Source organism: Arthrobacter sp. 2YAF22_2, assembly GCF_052114645.1.
Taxonomy (GTDB): domain Bacteria; phylum Actinomycetota; class Actinomycetes; order Actinomycetales; family Micrococcaceae; genus Arthrobacter.
Genome location: NZ_JBFRFD010000010.1, coordinates 1 through 19,228 on the forward strand (window position 1 = coordinate 1; position 19,228 = coordinate 19,228).

Consider the following 19,228-nt stretch of genomic DNA (forward strand, 5'->3'; position numbering starts at 1 on the left):
GTGCTGGTGGYGGACGAGACGCTGCGGGAGCTGAACCTCGACGGCGCCCGTTCCACTCCGATGGCCGCGTTCAGCCCGGCCGTGGTGTCGATCGGATCGCTCAGCAAGTCGCACTGGGCGGGGCTCCGCACAGGTTGGATCCGGGCCAGCCCGCCGTTGATCCAGCGCTTCGCCGCGGCCCGCACCACCTTCGACCTCGGCGGCCCGGTAGTGGAGCAGCTCGCGGCGGTGCACCTGGTCAACGACCTGGCAGAGCCCCTTCCCGCCCGGCTCGCCGCACTGCGCGAAAACCGGGACACCCTGCTGGAGCTGGTCCGCGGGCACCTACCGGGCTGGGAGCCCGAACGGCCCGACGGCGGCCTGTCCGTCTGGTGCCGGCTTCCGGACCCGGTCAGCACGGCCCTCGCAGTACTCGCCCCCGATTTCGGCATCAGGCTCGCGGCAGGGCCTCGGTTCGGCGTCGGCGGGGCCTTCGAGCACTACCTGCGGCTGCCCTTCACCCTGCCGCCGGAGCAATTGGAGACCGCAGTCCTGGCCCTGCGCGCGGCCCAAGCCCGGCTGGACGGTGCCCCGCAGCTGCGCCGGAGCCTTGCGCCCCCGCCCGCCGCCGCCATCGCCTGACCCGTCCGCGCACCCTCCCCGCGCCGCGCCACTCCCCCTGCATCACCGCCTGTTTCGACGGTTCCATGCCGGGTAGATGCTTGGAAACATCGAGGGCGCACGGAACCGTCGAAACGGCGCGACGGCGAGGCGTGACGACGGCGCCGCGGCTACACGTAGACCTTGTCGAGGAATGCGCCCCAAGCCGTCGCCGCCGCTCCGGCATCACCGCTTCCGCTGAAATCGTGCACGGTCATGCCCACCGGCGCCCCGAAGTTGTTGCGCCCGAAGAAGCGGTACATCGCATCGGCGGTCCGCAGTCCGAGGAAGTGCTCGTTGGAGTAGTCAATTTCGCCGGACAGGTGCCCGACGCCGTCGACGTCCAACTCCACCGTGTCGCCCGGGGCCGATCCGTCGACGCCGAGGGCCTTCTTGAGCCGGTCGAAGCCGTCCGGGGCCTGGGACGCGGACGGCGCCTGGATGTCCGTGAAGACCACGGGCCTGCCATCGAAGTGCTCCAGGTACTGGCCCAGGGTGTGCAGGTAGAAGGCGGTGTGCTTGCTGGCGCCGTCGTACTGCTCGTCCCAGTTGTCCGTGAAGATGCCGCTGTGGACGTAGTGCAGCCGCGCCCGTCCGCCGTCCAGCGGTTCCAGCACGTGCTCGAGCTGGTTGAACCAGCCGTCGGGACCGTCCATCCGGGAGACAAGGTGCGAAGGGTATTCCGCCACGGTCCTGACGGCCGGCCACTGGTCCGTGGGGAACATCCAGGCCGGGGTTCCGCGGGTGACCGCTTCCCAGACGCGCTCCGGCGTCCCGGGCAGTTCGGTGTCGTAGACGATTTCGAAGTCCCGCTTGTCAGTCATGGTCGCGCTCCTTGGCGTTCGGTGTTCCGGGTGAGGATTTCAGGGTCGGGTGGAGGGCGACGACGAGGCGGTGTTTGCGTCCTGTGCCCGGAGCCCGCGAGCCGGCGGCCGGAGCGCCTGCCGCGGCCGGGCCGCCGTCGTCGTACGTGTCCACCAACCGGGCCACCGCGAGGCCGAGCTCCGCGGCGAAGGCGGCCCGGTCCGCGGCGGAGCGGAACGTGATCTCGCCGTCGATGGCGAAGGTGGGGAGCGTCTTTCGGGCCGCTGCCGCCCCGGCGATGAGCCTGCCCAGCTCCTGGACCATGCGCCCCGCGAGCGCCAGCAGCCAGAAGGCCGAGAACCGGTCCGAGTAACGGTGCGGATCTGGCGCCACCGAGGCCAGCGCCGAAGGGGAAATCAGGTACGAGGCCGCCGTCGCCCGCAGGATGCGTTCGGTGACGTTGCCGCGGCGCCGCTCCTCCACGAGTTCGACGAGGCCGTGCCGCTCGAGGGACTTGAGATGGTAATTCACCTGTTGCCGCGGCAGGCCCACCTTCGCGGCGAGCTGCGTCGCGGACCCCGGCTCGGCCAACTCCCGCAGAATGCGGGTCCGGATCGGATCCAGCGAGGCCTCAGCGGCGGCGGGATCCTCAATCACTGCAATGTCCAACATGCTTCAAGTTTGCTCACCGACAGTTTTATTTGTCAAGAACTTTTATACTGTCGGCGCCGTTTCGACGGTTCCGTGCTGGCTCGACGCTTGGAATCGTCGAGCGGGCGCGGAACCGTCGAAGCGGGCCCAGCTCGGCCGGGGCCTGAGGTGGGCGCGGGCTGGCGGTCGGGCCGGGGCGGGCGGGGCCAGGGGTGCGCGCGGCCGGGGCAACCGGGGGTTGGGTGAGTGTCCTGGGCGGCAAAGTAGAATGGGGCGGTGATGCAATCCCCCCTTCCCGTGCGCGACGGCGTGAACGCCACCCGCCTCCGGCTGCCGGACGAGGGGCCCTGGGACACCGCGATGGACTACATGATGCACCGCTGGGGGCACATCGACCCGCAGGGGATCGAGGACCGCTTCGACGCCGGCGAGATCGTGGGCGAGGCCGGCATTCCGTTGGACCGCACCACCCCGCTGGAGCGCCACACCTTCATCTGGTACTACCGCTCGTTGCCGCCGGAAACCCGGATCCCGGTAGAGCTGAACATCCTGCACCTGGACGAACATCTCCTGGTCGTCGACAAGCCGCACTTCCTGCCCACCACGCCCGGCGGCACCTACATTCAGGAGTCGGCCCTGGTGCGCCTGAGGAACCAGCTGGAGCTGCCGGACCTGATTCCGATGCACCGCCTGGACCGTATGACGGCAGGCATCCTGCTGCTCTCGACCAACCCGGCGACCCGCGGGAAGTACCAGGTGCTCTTCGAGAAGCGCCTGGTCCGGAAGGAATACGAGTGCGTGTCCGCTGCGGAGCCGGGCCCGGGGCATCCCGCCGTCGACTTCCCCGTGGTGGTGCGGAACCGGATGACCAAGTCCCGCAGCTACCTGCTCGCCGAGGTCATCGAGGGCGAACCCAACGCCGAGACCAGGATCGAGCGGCTCCGCACCTTCGCCGGGACGTCCGACGCCGGGCCCGCCAGCGGTGCAGCGGCCGACGGCGCCGCGCCGCGCCGCGCTCTGTACCGGTTGGAGCCCCATTCCGGGAAGACCCACCAGCTCCGCGTGCACATGGCGTCGCTGGGCCTCGGGATTGTGAACGACGCGTTTTATCCCGAGCTGCTGGACAAGGCGCCGGACGACTACGCCAAGCCGCTCCAGCTCCTGGCCCGCGGCATCCGCTTCGTGGACCCCATCTCGGGCAGCCCGGTGGAGTACCGCAGCCGGCTCGAGCTTTCCGAAGCCCGCTAGCCGTACCAGCCGCACCGGTACCCCCAGCGCGCCGCGGCGCAGCCGGCGTTGGCCAGGGTGCTTAGCCGCGGCGCAGCCGGCGTTGGCCAGGGTGCTCAGCCGCGGCCCCGCTGATGGGGTAACTTGTGGCCATGGACCTGGCCAATGTGGACGCCTGGGGATCCGCGATCTACTTCTGGATCGGCCCCGCGGTCTTCGCCGACGCCATCTTTCCGCCGGTCCCCTCCGAAATGCTGGTCATCACCGCCGGCGCCTTGTCCGCCGAGGGCCGCGCCAATGTGTTCTTGGTGGTCCTGATCGCCGCCCTGGCCTCCTGGCTCGGCGACCTCGTGGTCTTCCAGCTGTTCAAGCGGCGCCTCAGCCATGTGCTGGACCGGTGGAGCTGGGGCCGGCAGTTTCACAGCGGGGTGCATCGGGCCATCGCCAAGGCGGGCCGATCTTCGACTTACGGCGCCATCATCGGCATCCGTTTTATCCCCGGCGGCCGGCTGGCCGCCACGGCCGCGGCCGGCATCGCCAACGTGTCCACCCGCGGCTTCAGCTTCTGTGCGGCTCTGGGCGGCGCACTCTGGGCGGTCTGGTCGGTGGGCCTGGGGTACGTCACCGGTTCGACCACCCGGCTGCCCTTTTGGGCCAGTTCCCTGATCGGTGTCGGCGCCGGCCTGGCGATCGGTGCCGTCGTCGGCGTGATCGTTACCCGCCGCCGCGGCAGCCCCTCCCCGGTGGAAGACCCGGACAAGGAACTGGACTTCTAGATCGGCGCCCAGCGGCCCCGGTTGCGGCGCAGCACTATCAGGTTCCCGGTCACCGCAACGCGTTCGACGGCGTCGCGCATCATGGCGGCCGACGTCAGGGCCTGGCTGTTCTCGGCAGAATAGGCGGTGGCGTCCACCAGGAAACGCAGGTTCAGCTGCGGCACGCCGCCGGCGAGTTCCAGCTGGTTGGACTCCACATGGTGCCGCGACTCAAGGGCCTCGACAGCGGCGGCCATCACGGCTTCCGGCGGGTTGCCCGGCTTCAGCCCGGTGATCTTGAGTCTGGTCTGGAAGGACGGCATGGGTTCAAGCCTAGCCGGGGCTCCGACCCTCCCGCAGATCCTGCCGGATTCGAGCAGACCCTCCCGCAGGACGTGCGGGAGCGTCCGGAAAAACCKTGCGAGACGTGCGGGAGCGTCCGGAAAAACCTTGCGAGACGTGCGGGAGCGTCCGGTTAGCCGGTGTTGCGCAACCCGGCGGCGACGCCGTTGACGGTGATCAGCATGGCGCGCTGGAGCCGTTCGTCGATCCCTGCGCTGGGCATGCCCTCCCCGGCGGCGGCCTCCGCCCGGACGCGACGCAGCAGCTCCACCTGCAGGTAGCTGATCGGATCGAGGTACTGGTCGCGGATCTCCAGCGAGCGCTTGAGCGTCGGCTGCGCGTCGAGCAGCAGGTCCTCGCCTGTAAGGTTCTGGACTTCGGCCACGGTCAGCGCGAACTCGGCCCGAATGGTGTGGAACAGGTGGTGCAGCTCGGCCGGGACCAGGGTGGAGACGTAGTAGCCGGCAATGTCCATGTCGGTCTTGGCCAGCGTCATTTCGACGTTGGAAAGCACGGAACGGAAGAAATGCCAGCCCGCCATCATCTCCTTAAGCTGCTCGGCGTGACCGGCCTCGCGGGCTGCCTTGAGCCCGGAGCCGACGCCGAACCAGCCCGGCACGATCTGCCGCGACTGGGTCCAGCCGAATACCCACGGGATGGCCCGCAGTCCCTCGAGCCCTGCCCCGGAATCCGGGCGCTTGGAGGGCCGCGAGCCGATATTCAGCGACGCCAGCTGTTCCACCGGGGTGGACGCCATGAAGTAGGCGGGCAGGTCCGGGTCCTCGATCAGGGTCCGGTACCGGGCGAACGCAGCGTCCGAAAGCGTCTCCATGACGTGGTCGTACCGCACCCGCTGGTCCTCGGAAGTGCGCGGGGTGCGGTGCAGCGCCGAGCCCTGGAGCACCGCCGCGAGCGAGAGTTCGAGGTTCTCGCGGGCCAGCTCGGGCAGCGAGTACTTGTCCGAGATGACCTCGCCCTGCTCGGTGAACTTGATCTCGCCTTCAAGCACCCCATTGGGCTGGGCCATGATCGCGTCGTAGGTCGGMCCSCCGCCGCGGCCCACGGAGCCGCCGCGGCCGTGGAAGAGCCGCAGCCTGACACCGTGCCGAGCGGCGACGTCGCGCAGTTTGCGCTGGGTCTTGTAGATCTCCCACTGGCTCGTCATCACCCCGGATTCCTTGTTGGAGTCGGAGTAGCCGAGCATGATTTCCTGCACGTCGCCGCGCAGCCGGACCAGCTCGCGGTAGGACGAATCCGACAGCAGAGCATCCACGATTTCCGCCGAGGCGCGCAGCTCCTCGACGGTCTCCAGCAGCGGGGCGAAGCCGATCCTGGCATAGGGTGCCGCCCCGAAGAGGTTCAGCAGCCCGGCCTCGCGGGCCAGCACGGCGGCGGCCAGCACATCGTCCGCGCCGCGCGTCATGGAGACGATGTACGTCTCGATCACGTCCGGGCCGTAGCTGCGCAGCGCCCGGCGGATCTCGCGGAAGACGTCGTAGGTGCYGTCSGMGTCGCCGTCGAGCTTAATCGGGTGGCCCGAGAGCGGCCGGCGGGACGCAAGCTCCCAGCCCAGCACCTCCAGCCGCTCGGCGCGGCTCAGTTCGGCGTACCGCACGCCCGGTCCGCCCAGACGGTCCATCAATTGCCCGACGGCGTCGTGGTGGCGGTCTGCGTGTTCGCGGATGTCCAGCGTGGCAAGGTGCAGCCCGAAGGAGGCGATTGCCCGGCGCGCCCGGGCCAATGCGCCGTCGGCGGCGAGCCCGGCCTCGTGGCGGCGCAGCGAAGCTTCCAGCAGGCCCAGTTCGCCGAGCAGTTCCGCGGTGGCGGCATAATCGCGGCCCGGCTCGTGGGCGGACCCGGCGGCCACCCGGCGGCCGGTATTGAGCAGCTTGGCCTTGATGCAGGTGAGCTTGAGCCGGTACGGTTCCTGCGCGTTCAGTTCCAGGACCCGGCGGTCCAGCCCGGGCAGGTTTCGCAGGTCGACGTCGATCGAGTCCAGCAGGGCCTGGTCCGCTGCCGCCAGCGCCGTCGAATTGGACAGGATGGAAATCAGCCCGTCGATCAGGCCGATGCTGATTCGGATGGCGTGCTGGTTCTGGATCTGTAGGATCTCCCGGGTGGCGGCGGCGGTGACGTTGGGGTTGCCGTCCCGGTCCCCGCCGATCCAGGAGCCAAAGCGGATCGGTGCCTTGGCGACCGGGAGGGTGGCACCGTGCTCGCCGACAAGATCTGACAGGTCCGAGAGCATTTCCGGCATGGCGTCGGTGAGGATGCCGGTGAGGTAATAGATCGCGTTCCGGGCCTCGTCTACGGGGCTGGGCCGGACCTGACGGAGCTCGTCCGTCTGCCACATCTGGTCGATCACCTCGGCCAGCTGGCGGTCCTGGCGGCGGCGTGCCGAGGTGCCCTCCTTGGTGGCCTCGGCCAACACGTCGGAGAGCCTGCGGATCTTGTCCAGGACCGACCGGCGGGAAGCTTCGGTAGGGTGCGCGGTGAAGACCGGCCGGACGTCGAGTTCGTCCACCACCTCCTGGAGCACGGCGGGACCGGCCTGTTCCGCGATTTCCTCGACCGCCTTGGCGAGCCAGCCATCCTTTTCCGGCCGGTTCCGCAGGCCGCGGACCCGGTGCACCTGCTCGGCGGCGTTGGCCAAGTGGAAGTAGAACGCGAACGCCCGGACCAGGTCGGTCGCCTGCTCTAGCGGCAGTGAGCCGAGGAGTTCGCGGACCTGGGCGACGACGTCGTACGAGCTCCACGGCCCGGTGGCATCGGCACCGCCGCGGGCGGCCTCCTTGGATTCCTTCGTCAGCAGGCGCACCTGCTCAACGAGGGCCAGGAGTTCGGGGCCGTGCTGACGGACCAGGGATTCGCCGAGGAGGGTGGACACCCGGCGGACATCGGCGCGCAGTTCCGAGGCGAGATCCGCGCCGGAAGTCAATGCAGTGTCAGCCATGGAAACTATCTTTCGAGGGTTCGACTTGGCTCGTACACTGCGCTGGATACTGTGAGCCGGGTTACTTGTACCCCTCGGATGTTACCCGGCTCGCGGGAAAGCGGGAACCGCCGCGAAGAAGTGTCCGCCCCCTGGACGGCTACCCCGTTCACCAGGCCAGGGCGTTTTTCTGCCGCGCCCTGATCGCCGAAGTCCGGCCGCAGTTCGAGCAGGTAATCCGGTAGCTCCTGGCCGTGGTGAAGACCGGGATGAAGAAAACCGTGAACTTCGTGGCCCGCTCTTGGAGTTGATGGTGGACGAACTGCCCGCAGTACTGGCAGGTGGCGAGCCGTCCGGGCCTATCGCTCAGGACGGTCTTGAAGCCAAAGAGGAGGAACATGCTGGAAGCCTTCCGGCGAGATGGAGTGTTAGGCCCGCGAGGACAGGCGCGCGGCGAGTCCGCTGAGCAGGATGGTGATGCCTTCGTCCAGTTCGGCCATGCCGTCGTAGTCGACCAGGACGGGGGCCAAGGCCCGGAGCCGGGGAAATTCCTTGGGCGGCAACCGGTGCAGGCCCAACCGGAGCAGGGCTTCATTCTCCTCCGGATCGACGATGAACTCCTGCAATTCGTTGAGGATGTGCCCGTACAGATAGCCGTAGTAGGCGCGGTAAACGTGAAGTGCGTCGGCCGGGGCGAACCCGGCATCAATCAACAGGGACAGAATCTGTTCCAGGGGCCGCAGCGTCCCCAGCGGGCGCAGGCCCAGCGGCGTCGAGAGCGGGCGGGTTACCAGCAGTGGCACAACGTTCGGGTGCCGGAGCGCCAGTTCGCGCAGGTCGTGGGCGATGCGCCGGAGCTGGGCCTGCCAGTCCGGGTCGTCGGGGAAGATGGCGAGTTCGTTCAGGACGAGTTCCGAGACGCCGTCCAACACCGCCGCCCGGTTTGCCGTATAGCGATACAGCCCCATCGGGTCCCGGCCGAGCTCTTGCCCGAGGCGCCGCATGGTGAGTGCGTCCAGCCCTTCGGCGTCAATCAGGGCCAGCGCGGCGGCGAGCACCACCTCCCGGCTGAGCCGCGGTTTTGAGGCGGTCGCCGGGTGAACCTCCGGCAGTTCTGCGGGTGGCATGAGGCTCCGATCGGGTAGCGGGCGAACCTTCAAGCCGCCCGGCGGACGGCAAATTAGCACGCTTGCTTATCATGTAGTCTACGCGTAACGTCTACGTTGTAGAGAGATATCCAGCACCATCCTCGGATCGGCGGAAATCGCCGCCTCCGAGACCCTGCTAACGCCCCGTGCATGGCCTCCAAGCATCAGCTGCTGTAGCCCTCGGCGGCACAAAATGCACCCAGCGGAAACGAGCCAGTCATGGCATATTCGCAGTACGACCAGTTCCTTCAGGAAGCCACCGCGCACGACGCCGCACCGGGCGCCGTCCTCGGACGGGATTGCCTTTACGGGATCTACACGAGTTGGTGTTTCCTGTCCCAGACAGCGCCCCGGCCCGAAGACGACTTCTGGGTGGCCATGAAGCAGAAAAGGATCCGCCCCGGACGCACGCCGCTCCGCATGAAGGGGCCCGCGGCCGCTGACTACATCCTCTCCAGCTACCCGGGCGTTATCTAAGCCGCCCGGGCTACCGGAGCCGCCCCGCCTGCCGGATTTGCCGGCGGCAGGAGCGCCGGGGCGCCTACCGCGCGATCTTGAAGTTGAAGTCCGCATTGCCGAAGGTGCCCATGAGCCGCAGCCAGACCGGCAGGAGCATCTCTGTTCCGCGGGCCGCAGTGATGTCGCCCAAATCGATGATGTCGCGGTGGCCGAGCTCCGCCAGCAGTCCGGCTACCACCGTTTTGGCCTCCGCGTCGTTGCCGGCGACAAACACCGAGTGGTCGCCGCCGGCCACGCTTGCCGGGTCCACCATGACACTGGCGTTCATCGTGTTGAGGGTCTTGACCACCCGCGCGTCCGGAAAAGCCCGCTGGAGCTGTTCGCCGAGGCTGTCGGTGTTCACCGGGTTCAGGGACGGCGGGAAGCCCTGGGAGAAATCGAGCGGGTTCGCGATGTCCACAATGACCTTGCCGGCCAGGTTGACGGCGCCCGCGGCGGTGAGCGCGTCCAGTGATCCGGTGCCGTTGGTGGCGTTGAAAACGATGTCGCTGTCCGCAGCTGCCTCGGCGAAGGTCGTCACCACGGTATCGCTGTGTTCCGCATGCCACCGGGCAAACGGGACGCCGCCCATCGGGCCGGCCTCGGTCCGGGCCAGCGAGGCCTGGGGATCGCGGGTTCCGATGACGACGTCGTGGCCGAGCTTCGCCAGCGCGCCGGCGACGGCGGGTCCGACGGTGCCGGTGCCAAATACTGCAATTTTCACGGAGACCTCTTTCGAGAAGGATTCGGGAACAACGGGTAGACAGGCTTGTCTGCTCTTGCCGAGACGCTATCAGACAGGTCTGTCTACAGCAAGGTCCAAGCGGAGGTCGCAGACAGACTGGTCTGTGTACCATGAAGGCATGACGCCGACAGCAGCCACCGCGCCTACCGCCGCAGGGCAGCGCGCTGCCCGGACCCCGGCAGGACAGGCAAAGGACAAGATCCTGGCCACGGCCTTCCGGCTCTTCTATGCCCAAGGCCTGCGGGCGGCCGGCATCGACACCATCATCGCCGAGTCCGGGGTCGCGAAGGCCACGTTCTACAAGTATTTTCCGGCCAAGGATGACCTGATTTTGGCCTATCTCGAGCGGGTGGATGAGGTCTGGTCCGGGCAGTTGCACGCCGCCGCCGACGCCGCCGGGCCGGACCCCGCGGATCAACTGGTCGGACTCTTCGACGCCCTGTCCACGGCCTGCCGCCGCGACGGCTACCGCGGCTGTGCATTCATCAACGCGGCCGCCGAATCAGCCTCCGGCACCCGGGTGCACGAGCGGACGGTCGCCCACAAACAGCACATTCTGGCCTGGATCCGGGACTTGGCAGAGCAGGCCGGAGTTCAGGAGCCGGACCGACTGGCCCGCAGCCTGAGCCTGGTCCTCGACGGCGGCCTGGCCAGCGGCGTCCTCGACGCCGACCCCGCCGCGGCCGCCGCCGCCCGTACTACAGCGGCGCAGCTCGTGGCCGCCGCCCTGTCAACGACGCCCGCCCCCAACTGACCGGCAGTTGTTGACGTTTTGAGCGCGCAAAGCGGCAACAATTGCGAGTTACTTGGGGAGGAATTCGCCGCACCGGTCTTCGGTTGTATCTTGGGCAGCAACTCACCGCCTGAGAGGACCCCATGAGCACGCAGCAGCCCGACCCGCAGCTCGCCCGCTGGCAGCGCTTCCGGAAAAATCGCAACGCGGCCCTCGCCAGCCCCTACGGCTGGCTCACGCTGACATCGTTCCAGTGGCTGGCGGAGCGGCCGGCCGCCGTCGACCTCGTCCCCGGCCTGTGGTCCACGGACGGCACGACGGCGTTCCTCACCGCCGACGCGGCCGACGGCCTGACACTCGTCGAGACCGGCGAACCGGTCGACGGGACCATCAGCGCGGCCCTGGCCGACGAGGAGTCCCTGCTGTGGGTCCAGTACGGCGGTGACGATGGCCGGCAGGCCGTGGTGGAACTCGCGATGCGGGCAGACCGGTACGCGCTCCGCACCCGGGACTCGGTGTCGCCCGTGTTCACCGGGTTCGACGGCGTGCCCACCTTCGGCTACCGGCCGGACCTCGTTCTCGAGGCGCGGTTCACGCCCTACCCCGAGCCCGTGGACGTCCCCATCGGCACCGCCAACCCGCTGGTGGACGGGGTGCACCGTTCCGTCGGCGAGCTCGTCTTCCGGTTGCCCGGCCAGGAACATGAGAGCCGCCTGCAGGCCGAGGAGGAGAAACTCGGCGCCCTGACCGTGACCTTCCACGACGAGACCAACGGGGACTCGACCGACGAATGGCGCAAGGTCACCACCGCCAGGCCCCGCATCGATTCCAGGGGAAACAGGACCGTGGTCCTGGACTTTAACCGGGCCATTAACTACCCCAGCGCCTTCACCCCTTACGGCACCTGCCCCATGCCGGTGAAGAACAACAGCCTGGACTACCGGATCGAGGCCGGCGAGAAGCAGCCCAACCCCCTGCCGGGGTCCGAGGGCTAGACGATCGCGGACACGCCGGTCACGGCGCGGCCCACAATCAGGGTGTTGATCTCGTACGAGCCCTCGTAGGTGTAGATCGCCTCGGCGTCGGCGAAGATCTTGGCCATCCGGTAATCCGTCACGATCCCGTTGCCGCCCAGCAGGGACCGGCCCATTGCCACGGTTTCGCGCATCCGGGCAGTCACATAGGATTTCGCCAGCGCCACCTGGGGCATGTCCGCGGCGCCTTCATCCTGCAGCTGTGTGATGCGGACCATCATGCCCATGCTGGCCACGGCGTTGYCGAGCATCGTCACCAGCTGTTGCTGGACCAGCTGGAACTTGGCCAGCGGCCGCCCGAATTGATGGCGTTCAACGGCGTACTGCCGGGCGACGTCGAACGCGGCCAGCTGCTGCCCCACACCCTGCCACGCAACCATGATCCGCGAACCGCGCAGCAGCTCGTTGGTGTCCTCGAAGCTGTTGATCCCGGCGAAGCGGTCCGATTCGGGCACCCGGACGTCGGCGAACACGATGTCCGCGTTCTGCACCGTGCGCAGCGCGATCTTGTTTTCGATCCGGCTGCGGGTGACGCCGGGCAGCGTGGCGTCGACGATGAAGCCGCGGATTCCGCCGTCGGCCTCATCACGGGCCCAGACCAGCATGTAGTCGCAGAACGTCCCGTTGCCGATCCAGCGCTTGGCGCCGTTGAGCAGCCAGTAGTCGCCGGCGTCCCCGCCGGAGACCCGGCGCGCGGTGGTTACCATGCCGCCCGCGACGTCCGAGCCGTGATCCGGCTCGGTCAGCGCGAACGCCCCGGTGGTCCGCAGGTTCGCCGCGTCGGAGAGCAGCCGGGCCTTTTGCTCCTCGGACCCGAAGCCGTACAGGGATTCCACGAACAGGTCGTGGTGCACCAGGAAGAACGTCGCGAGCGAGGTGTCCACCCGGGTCATCTCGGCGATGACAAKGCCGGCGAACAGGTTGCTGTAGCCGCGCTGGGCCGGGGCGCTAAGCTCCAGCGCCGCCAGCTTGGGCAGGATGTACGCCGGAAACTCGGCGTCATTCCACCACTGGGTGGCGAACGGCGCCACCTCACGGGCCAGGAACTCACGCAGCTCCGCCAGCTTGGCCTGCTCGGCGGCATTGAGCATCGATTCGAAGTCAAAGAAATCGGCGGTCGGCAGTCCGGCAGGGGCCCGGTCAATGGAGGCAGGAGTGTCCACGACGAGCGTCACTTCGGTCCCATCCGGATGGCGCCGTCGAGCCGGATGGTCTCCCCGTTGAGCATCGCATTGTCAACGATGTGGGCGGCGAGGTTGGCGTACTCGGCCGGCCGGCCCAGCCGGGACGGGTGCGGCACCTGCTGCCCCAGCGAGTCCTGCGCCTCCTGCGGAAGCCCGGCCATCATGGGGGTTTCGAAGATCCCCGGCGCGATCGTGACGACGCGGATCAGCGAACGCGCCAGTTCCCGGGCGATCGGCAGGGTCATGGCGGCGACGGCCCCCTTGGAGGCAGCATAGGCGGGCTGGCCGATCTGGCCGTCGAAGGCCGCTACGGAGGCTGTGTTGATGATGACGCCGCGCTCCGGGCCGCCCAGCTCCGTGACGGCCGGTTCGGTGGCGGCCATCGCGGCGGCGGCCAGGCGGATGACGTTGAAAGTGCCCACAAGGTTGATCTGGATCACGCGGTTGAACGTTGCCAGCGGGAGCACTCCCTCGCGGCCCAGCACCTTGCCAGGGGTGCCTATGCCCGCACAGTTCACCACGACCCGCAACGGCCCCAGGGCGGCGGCGGCGTCGACGGCGGCCTGCACCTGCTCTTCGTTGGTGACGTCCGCGGGGACAAAGACGGCATGGTTCGCAGGTTCCGGGCTGCCGGTGCCCGCCGGGGCCCCGGCAGCCGCGTGGCCGCGAGCGTTGAGTTCGGCGGCGAAGTCCTCCCCGGCCGAGGCCGGCAGATCCACCAGCACCACGGAAGCACCGGCGTCGAACAGTCGCCGCGCCGTGGCGGCCCCCAGGCCGGACGCGCCGCCGGTGATCAGTGCGACAGTACCCAAGACGTCCATGCATCCTCCTTGATGTGGAACCACGATCCCGCCGTGAGACTGCACAGCCCACGGCACCGGGGAACATTAGTTAGTTCAGGTTAACTGGAATGCAAACATTGCGCACCCCGGCCCCTAGATTCCGCGCCGGGACCGCCGTCGCTACTAGGCTTGCACCATGACCGCAGCCGCTGCCCACTCCCCCGTCCCGAACTGGTCTTTCCGCGCCGACGAGGCCGCGCGTTCGGTGACCCGCTTGTTCGGGCAGCGGCTCTTCTTCCTGCCCGGCACCCACATCGCCGCGATCGCCCGACCGTCCGGCCGGCTCAAGAACCTGGCCCGGCCGTGGCACTACTGGTGGCAGGCGCACTATGTGGACTGCCTTGTGGACGCCGGCCGCCGCGAACTCGGCACCGGGGGCCACACTCCGGCCAGGTTCGACGGCGACAATCTCCCCAGCGCCGGAAAACTGGCCTCCCGGCTGGTCACCGGCATCCGGCTGCGGAACTTCCTGACCGTCGTCAACAACTACTACGACGACATGGCCTGGCTTGCCCTGGCCACCCTGCGGTTGGAGAAGCTCGCGGAGGACACCCGCAAGACCTCCGGCCGGCGCCGCAACGCGCGGGTCCTGAAGAGCCTCACTCTCCAGTTCGACTCGGCGTCAACGGACGACCTCGGCGGCGGCACGTTCTGGAGCAAGAAGCGGGATTTCAAGAACACCCCGGCCACGGGCCCGGTGGCCCTGTATTACGCCAGGACCGGGCAAGCCGCCAAAGCCCAGGCCCTGCTCGACTGGCTCGACGCGAAGCTCTACGACCCGGAACAGGGCCTGTACCGGGACGGCCTCCGGATCGCCCCGGGCGGCGAACTGGTACTGGAGGGCGCCATCTACAGCTACAACCAGGGCCCGGTGCTGGGTGCCCTGCTGGAGCTGGCCGGCGAGGCGAACCTGACCCGCGCGGCGGCGCTCGTGGCGGCGGTGGCGGCCAACCTGACCGTCTCGGCGCCGCTGCTGGGACGCAAGGGCACGGTGCTCCGCTGCGAGGGCACCGGCGACGGCGGGCTCTTTACCGGGATCCTGGTCCGCTACCTTGCCCTGGCCGCGGTCGACGAGCGGCTCTCCGCCGAGGTCCGGGCCACCGCCGCCCTGCTGGTGACCGACACGGCGGAGGCCTTCTGGGAGGGTCGCCGGGTGGTCGGGGCGCAGGAACCGCTGGCACGCAGGGGCACCCGGCTGGTCTTCTCGGCCCGTCCCGAGCTGCCGGCGCGCCGCAGCTACCCGGCTGGAGCCGCCGTCGAACTGTCCACCCAGCTGCAGGCCTGGATGGGGCTCGAGGCCGCGGCGTCCATCGCCGGGAAGCTCCCCGTCGTCGGAAAACCCCGCCCGGCCCCGGAGGAGACCAGCGCAGAAGCCGAGACCGACACCACCGCGGACACCGGCACGGAAACCGCCGCGGAGCCTGCACCGGGTACTGCCACCGAACCCCCGGCGGGCAATTAAGTCACGCAATGGTTACCTAATTCGTGTGATCCTCCTCACTTAAGGCGCTCTCGGCTTGGTTGCTTAGGTTTGGCTAACCTACAGTTTTTCGTAGTGAGCACACCCTAACTTCCCGCTCACGGAGGTTAGGCACCTACGACCTTTTCCTTGCAGAAAGTAGCCTCATGAAGATCCGCACCAATGCGCTGGCGGGCATCGCCCTTGCAGCCACCGCCGCGCTCGGCCTCGCCGCCTGCGGCTCGGGCGCCTCGACCTCCGGCAGCACCGCGGCCGACGGCAAACCGTCCGGCGCGATCACGGTATACAACGCCCAGCACGACACCCTGACCAAGGAATGGGTGGACGCCTTCACCGCCGAGACCGGCGTCAAGGTCACCGTCCGGCAGGGCTCGGACACCGAAATGTCCAACCAGATCATCCAGGAAGGCGCCGCCTCGCCGGCAGACGTGTTCCTAACCGAGAACTCCCCCGCCATGGCCCAGGTGGAAAACGCCGGCCTGTTCGCGGACGTGGACAAGGCCACGGTGGACCAGGTTCCCGCCGACTTCCGCCCGTCCACCAACAAGTGGACCGGCATCGCGGCCCGCTCCACGGTCCTGGTCTATGACAAGAACAAGATCAGCGCCGACAAGCTGCCCAAGTCGATGCTGGACCTGGCCAAGCCCGAGTGGAAGGGCAAGTGGGCCGCGTCGCCGTCGGGCGCCGACTTCCAGGCGATCGTCTCGGCGCTGCTGGAACTCAAGGGCGAAGCCGCCACCAAGGACTGGCTCAAGGGCATGAAGGACAACTCCACGGCCTACAAGGGCAACAGCGCGGCCATGAAGGCCGTCAACGCCGGCGAGGTCGACGCCGCCCTGATCTACCATTACTACTACTACGGCGACCAGGCCAAGACCGGCGAAAACTCCAAGAACGTCACGCCGTACTACTTCAAGAACCAGGATCCCGGCGCGTTCGTGTCCGTTTCCGGCGGCGGCGTGCTCAAGTCCTCGAAGAACGCGGCCGCGGCCCAGGCCTTCCTCAAGTTCATCACCGGCAAGAAGGGCCAGGAGGTGCTGCAGAAGGGCACGTCCTTCGAGTACGCCATCGGCTCCAGCGTGCCGTCCAATGACAAGCTGGTTCCGCTGACGGACCTGCAGGCCCCGAAGGTCGACCCGGCCAAGCTCAACTCCGCCAAGGTCACCGAAATGATGACCCAGGCGGGACTGCTCTAAACCGGTGACAAAAACGCTGGCGGCGGCCGGAACTACCGGAAGCACGACGACGGCGGGCCGGGGCACGCGCCCCCGCCCGCCTTTCGGCGTCTCCGTGGTCGCCATCCTGGCGGTCCTGATCGCCCTCTTCTCGCTGATCCCACTCGGCTATGTTGCGTTCATGACGGTCGCGACCGGCTGGGACACCGCTGTCAGCCTGATCTTCCGTGCCCGGGTGGGTGAACTCCTGCTCAACACCGTGCTGCTCATGGTCATCACCGTTCCGCTTTGCCTGGTCCTGGGCGTGGGCGGCGCCTGGCTGGTGGAACGCACCAACCTCAAGGGACACAAGTGGTGGGCCGTGCTGCTCGCCGCGCCCCTGGCGATCCCGGCCTTCGTCAACAGCTATGCCTGGGTTTCTGCAGTGCCCTCCATGGGCGGGCTCTGGTCCGGTGTGCTGATCGCCACCCTGTCGTACTTCCCGTTGGTCTACATCCCGGCGGCCGCCACACTCAGCCGGCTGGATCCGGCGATCGAGCAGTCCGCCGCCTCGCTGGGGCTTGGGGCATGGCGCGCGTTCTTCCGGGTGGTGCTCCCGCAGCTGCGGATCGCGATGACCGGCGGCGCGCTCCTGGTCTCGCTGCACCTGCTGGCCGAGTACGGCGCCTTCGCGATGATCCGCTTCGACACGTTCACCACCGCGATCATGGTCCAGTTCCAGTCCACCTTCAACGGGACGGCCGGAAACATGCTGGCCAGCGTGCTGGTCTTCTTCTGCCTGATCCTGCTAGTGGTGGAGGTCCGCGGCAGGGGCAGCGCCCGGTACGCCCGGGTCGGTTCCGGGGCCCAGGCCCGCGCGCTGCGGCTGCCGCTGCACGCCTACCAGCTGCCCGCGCAACTCTCCCTGCTGGCCCTCACCGCGCTCGCGTTCGGGCTGCCGCTGACCTTCGTGCTGCGCTGGATCTTCGCCGGCGGACCGGAGATCTGGACGGCGGACGAGTTCCTGCCCGCCCTGCTGCAGACCCTCGGTTACGGGCTGGCCGGGGCCGCCGTCACCACGGTGGTCGCCTTTCCGATGGCGTACCTGGCCGTGCGGCGTCCCAGCTGGTTCAGCAAGGGCCTGGAGCTCTCCAACTACATCACGAGCTCCATGCCGGGGATCGTGGTCRGCCTCGCCTTCGTGACCGTCAGCATCCGGATGGCGCCGACGCTCTACCAGACCACCGGACTGCTGGTCGCCGCCTACGTGCTGCTGTTCCTGCCGCGCGCGCTGGTGAACATCCGGTCCGGGCTCTCGCAGGCCCCCAAGGAACTCGACGAGGCCGCGCAGGCCCTCGGCAAACCCCCGCTGCTGGCATTCATCCGCGTCACCTTGCGCCTCACGGCCCCGGCCGCGGCCGGCGGTGCGGCACTGGTGTTCCTCGCGATCGTCAACGAGCTGACGGCCACCCTGCTGCTCTCGCCCAACGGGACCCGGACGCTGGCCACGGAGTTCTGGAGCAAGAGCAGCGAAATCGACTATGCCGGCGCCGCGCCCTACGCCCTGTTGATGATCCTGATCTCGGCGCCGATGACCTACCTTCTCTTCCAGCAGTCCAAGAAAGCAGCGGGACAGTGACCGAACAACACCCCTCCAGGCTTCCCGAACCCCGGGTCGCAGCCTCCGTGGCCCCCAGCACCAACAGCCACCTGGAAATCGACGCCGTCACCAAGAACTTCGGTTCGCAGGCGGTTCTCAAGGGCGTCAACCTCTCCGTCGCCAAGGGCGGAACGACGGCGATCGTGGGCCCCTCCGGCTCGGGCAAGACCACCCTGCTGCGGCTGATCGCCGGCTTCGAACACCCCGAGACCGGCAGCATCTCCCTCAACGGGACCAAGGTGGCCGGCGACGGCGTCTGGGTCCCTGCGCACAAGCGGCACGTGGGCTACGTGGCGCAGGACGGCGCCCTCTTCCCGCACCTGACGGTCGGCCAGAACATTGCCTTCGGTCTGGACGCCGGCAAGCTCCCCGGCGGCCACCGCGGCGTCAAGGCCCGGGTGGCCGAGCTGCTGGAAATGGTCGCGCTGGACCCGGCGATGGCCAAGCGGCGCCCGCACCAGCTCTCCGGCGGCCAGCAGCAGCGTGTCGCGCTGGCCCGCGCCCTGGCCCGGGAGCCGGAGCTCATGCTGCTGGACGAGCCGTTCTCCGCGCTCGACGCCGGTCTGCGGGTCGCCACCCGGCGCACCGTCGGCAAGGTCCTTCACGACGCCGGAGTAACCACCATCCTGGTCACCCACGACCAGGCCGAGGCACTCTCCTTCGCGGACCAGGTAGCGGTGATGCGGGGCGGCAAACTCGCGCAGATCGGCAACCCGTTCGTGGTCTACACCCGCCCCGCGGACCGTGCCACGGCCGAGTTCCTGGGCGACGCGGTCATCCTCGACGCCTGGATGGAGGGGTCGCTGGCCACCTGCTCGCTGGGCGGCATTCCGGTACGCCGGCCGCCGGCCCAGGGCCGGGTGCAGCTCATGCTCCGCCCCGAGCAGATCCGGATCGCCGAAGACGGGCCCATCCGCGGGACCGTGGTGGACACGGACTACTTCGGTCCCGAAACCACCGTACGGCTCCAGCTTCCGGTGCCTCCGGTCCTCGCCGAGGGGGCCGTGGCCGACCACCGCTACCCCGGCGGGGGCGAGATCATCACCATCCGGCACTGGAATGCGTCCATTGCCCGGCCCGGCACCGAACTGACGCTGCGGGTGGTGGGTGAGGCAGTGGCCTTCCCGATGGACGACGCCCCGCAGGCCTGAAACGGGCTTGGGGTCCCGCGGGCCGGTCCTAGGCCGGGGCTCCGGTGCGACATAGGCTGGGGCGCATGACTGTTCAGCCCGCGCTTCACCGTCAGCACTGTTCCGTGGCCGCCCCCACCCAGTTGTGGCTCGACGCCGAAGGCCAGTTGGGCGGCCGCGGCCCAGCGGACAGCCCGGGCGCTGCGGCCGCCGATCCGACCGTCACCGGCGGGTGGTTCACCGGGCTGTTGCACGGCGACACCAGGATGC

At 68.6% G+C, this 19,228-nt stretch carries 20 protein-coding genes; 11 read left to right on the plus strand and 9 right to left on the minus strand.

Annotation, left to right across the window (positions count from 1 at the left end):
• On the plus strand, positions 1 to 621 hold a 621-nt coding region (locus AB4Y86_RS01075), incomplete at its 5' end, for an aminotransferase class I/II-fold pyridoxal phosphate-dependent enzyme (RefSeq protein ID WP_441399558.1).
• A 149-nt stretch (positions 622 to 770) separates the two neighbouring features.
• Here AB4Y86_RS01075 and AB4Y86_RS01080 read toward each other — a convergent pair.
• Complete coding sequence (locus AB4Y86_RS01080) at positions 771 to 1,463, minus strand: SRPBCC domain-containing protein (RefSeq protein ID WP_441399560.1); 693 nt, start codon at positions 1,461 to 1,463, stop codon at positions 771 to 773.
• On the minus strand, positions 1,456 to 2,115 hold the full coding sequence (locus AB4Y86_RS01085; RefSeq protein ID WP_441399562.1) for an ArsR/SmtB family transcription factor: 660 nt from the start codon (positions 2,113 to 2,115) through the stop codon (positions 1,456 to 1,458). Before AB4Y86_RS01085 ends, AB4Y86_RS01080 begins: the two co-directional genes overlap by 8 nt.
• Positions 2,116 to 2,373: 258 nt before the next feature.
• On the opposite strand from AB4Y86_RS01085, the gene AB4Y86_RS01090 reads away from it, so the two are divergent.
• Both AB4Y86_RS01090 and AB4Y86_RS01095 read left to right on the plus strand, forming a co-directional pair.
• A complete protein-coding gene (locus tag AB4Y86_RS01090) occupies positions 2,374 to 3,342 on the plus strand; it encodes a pseudouridine synthase (RefSeq protein ID WP_441399594.1) in 969 nt (322 codons plus the stop codon).
• A 131-nt stretch (positions 3,343 to 3,473) separates the two neighbouring features.
• The gene (locus AB4Y86_RS01095; protein ID WP_441399564.1) at positions 3,474 to 4,097 is read left to right on the plus strand and encodes a DedA family protein; all 624 of its coding nucleotides are present in this window, start codon (positions 3,474 to 3,476) and stop codon (positions 4,095 to 4,097) included.
• Here the strand turns inward: AB4Y86_RS01095 and AB4Y86_RS01100 are convergent.
• The 4 genes from AB4Y86_RS01100 to AB4Y86_RS01115 all read right to left on the minus strand — a co-directional run bounded on the left by AB4Y86_RS01100 (position 4,094) and on the right by AB4Y86_RS01115 (position 8,477).
• Positions 4,094 to 4,399: a hypothetical protein gene (locus AB4Y86_RS01100; protein ID WP_441399566.1), complete on the minus strand. Its 306-nt coding sequence runs from the start codon at positions 4,397 to 4,399 to the stop codon at positions 4,094 to 4,096. The two genes, AB4Y86_RS01095 and AB4Y86_RS01100, sit on opposite strands and share 4 nt — an antisense overlap.
• A gap of 152 nt (positions 4,400 to 4,551) precedes the next feature.
• Positions 4,552 to 7,371 (minus strand): phosphoenolpyruvate carboxylase, encoded by a 2,820-nt coding sequence (gene ppc, locus AB4Y86_RS01105; protein ID WP_441399568.1) that lies wholly within the window; start codon positions 7,369 to 7,371, stop codon positions 4,552 to 4,554.
• A 148-nt stretch (positions 7,372 to 7,519) separates the two neighbouring features.
• Positions 7,520 to 7,750 (minus strand): zinc-ribbon domain-containing protein, encoded by a 231-nt coding sequence (locus AB4Y86_RS01110; protein WP_441399570.1) that lies wholly within the window; start codon positions 7,748 to 7,750, stop codon positions 7,520 to 7,522.
• A gap of 28 nt (positions 7,751 to 7,778) precedes the next feature.
• Positions 7,779 to 8,477: a TetR/AcrR family transcriptional regulator C-terminal domain-containing protein gene (locus AB4Y86_RS01115; protein WP_441399572.1), complete on the minus strand. Its 699-nt coding sequence runs from the start codon at positions 8,475 to 8,477 to the stop codon at positions 7,779 to 7,781.
• Positions 8,478 to 8,717: 240 nt separating this feature from the next.
• Between AB4Y86_RS01115 and AB4Y86_RS01120 the strand changes: the two genes are divergently transcribed.
• Positions 8,718 to 8,975, plus strand: a complete 258-nt coding sequence (locus AB4Y86_RS01120; protein WP_441399574.1) for a hypothetical protein — start codon at positions 8,718 to 8,720, stop codon at positions 8,973 to 8,975.
• A gap of 64 nt (positions 8,976 to 9,039) precedes the next feature.
• Here the strand turns inward: AB4Y86_RS01120 and AB4Y86_RS01125 are convergent, their stop codons facing one another.
• Positions 9,040 to 9,720, minus strand: a complete 681-nt coding sequence (locus AB4Y86_RS01125; RefSeq protein ID WP_441399576.1) for an NADPH-dependent F420 reductase — start codon at positions 9,718 to 9,720, stop codon at positions 9,040 to 9,042.
• A gap of 139 nt (positions 9,721 to 9,859) precedes the next feature.
• On the opposite strand from AB4Y86_RS01125, the gene AB4Y86_RS01130 reads away from it, so the two are divergent.
• Both AB4Y86_RS01130 and AB4Y86_RS01135 read left to right on the plus strand, forming a co-directional pair.
• Positions 9,860 to 10,495: a TetR/AcrR family transcriptional regulator gene (locus tag AB4Y86_RS01130; protein ID WP_441399578.1), complete on the plus strand. Its 636-nt coding sequence runs from the start codon at positions 9,860 to 9,862 to the stop codon at positions 10,493 to 10,495.
• Positions 10,496 to 10,617: 122 nt separating this feature from the next.
• Positions 10,618 to 11,469, plus strand: coding sequence for a DUF1684 domain-containing protein (locus tag AB4Y86_RS01135; protein WP_441399580.1), 852 nt, complete (start codon positions 10,618 to 10,620; stop codon positions 11,467 to 11,469).
• Here the strand turns inward: AB4Y86_RS01135 and AB4Y86_RS01140 are convergent.
• The gene (locus AB4Y86_RS01140; RefSeq protein WP_441399596.1) at positions 11,466 to 12,599 is read right to left on the minus strand and encodes an acyl-CoA dehydrogenase family protein; all 1,134 of its coding nucleotides are present in this window, start codon (positions 12,597 to 12,599) and stop codon (positions 11,466 to 11,468) included. The two genes, AB4Y86_RS01135 and AB4Y86_RS01140, sit on opposite strands and share 4 nt — an antisense overlap.
• 80 nt (positions 12,600 to 12,679) lie before the next feature.
• Positions 12,680 to 13,513 (minus strand): SDR family NAD(P)-dependent oxidoreductase, encoded by an 834-nt coding sequence (locus AB4Y86_RS01145; RefSeq protein WP_441399582.1) that lies wholly within the window; start codon positions 13,511 to 13,513, stop codon positions 12,680 to 12,682.
• A gap of 157 nt (positions 13,514 to 13,670) precedes the next feature.
• Here AB4Y86_RS01145 and AB4Y86_RS01150 point away from each other — a divergent pair, with 157 nt between their 5' ends.
• From AB4Y86_RS01150 to AB4Y86_RS01170, 5 genes are all read left to right on the plus strand, one after another.
• Entirely contained in the window at positions 13,671 to 14,996 is a 1,326-nt protein-coding gene (locus tag AB4Y86_RS01150) for a glycoside hydrolase family 76 protein (RefSeq protein ID WP_441399584.1), read from the plus strand.
• 164 nt (positions 14,997 to 15,160) lie between these two features.
• Entirely contained in the window at positions 15,161 to 16,210 is a 1,050-nt protein-coding gene (locus tag AB4Y86_RS01155) for an iron ABC transporter substrate-binding protein (protein WP_441399586.1), read from the plus strand.
• Positions 16,211 to 16,214: 4 nt separating this feature from the next.
• Positions 16,215 to 17,807 (plus strand): ABC transporter permease, encoded by a 1,593-nt coding sequence (locus tag AB4Y86_RS01160; RefSeq protein WP_441399588.1) that lies wholly within the window; start codon positions 16,215 to 16,217, stop codon positions 17,805 to 17,807.
• A complete protein-coding gene (locus AB4Y86_RS01165; RefSeq protein ID WP_441399590.1) occupies positions 17,804 to 18,979 on the plus strand; it encodes an ABC transporter ATP-binding protein in 1,176 nt (391 codons plus the stop codon). Before AB4Y86_RS01160 ends, AB4Y86_RS01165 begins: the two co-directional genes overlap by 4 nt.
• Before the next feature lie 65 nt (positions 18,980 to 19,044).
• Positions 19,045 to 19,228 (plus strand): hypothetical protein (locus AB4Y86_RS01170; RefSeq protein ID WP_441399592.1); only part of this gene is annotated, 184 nt, incomplete at its 3' end.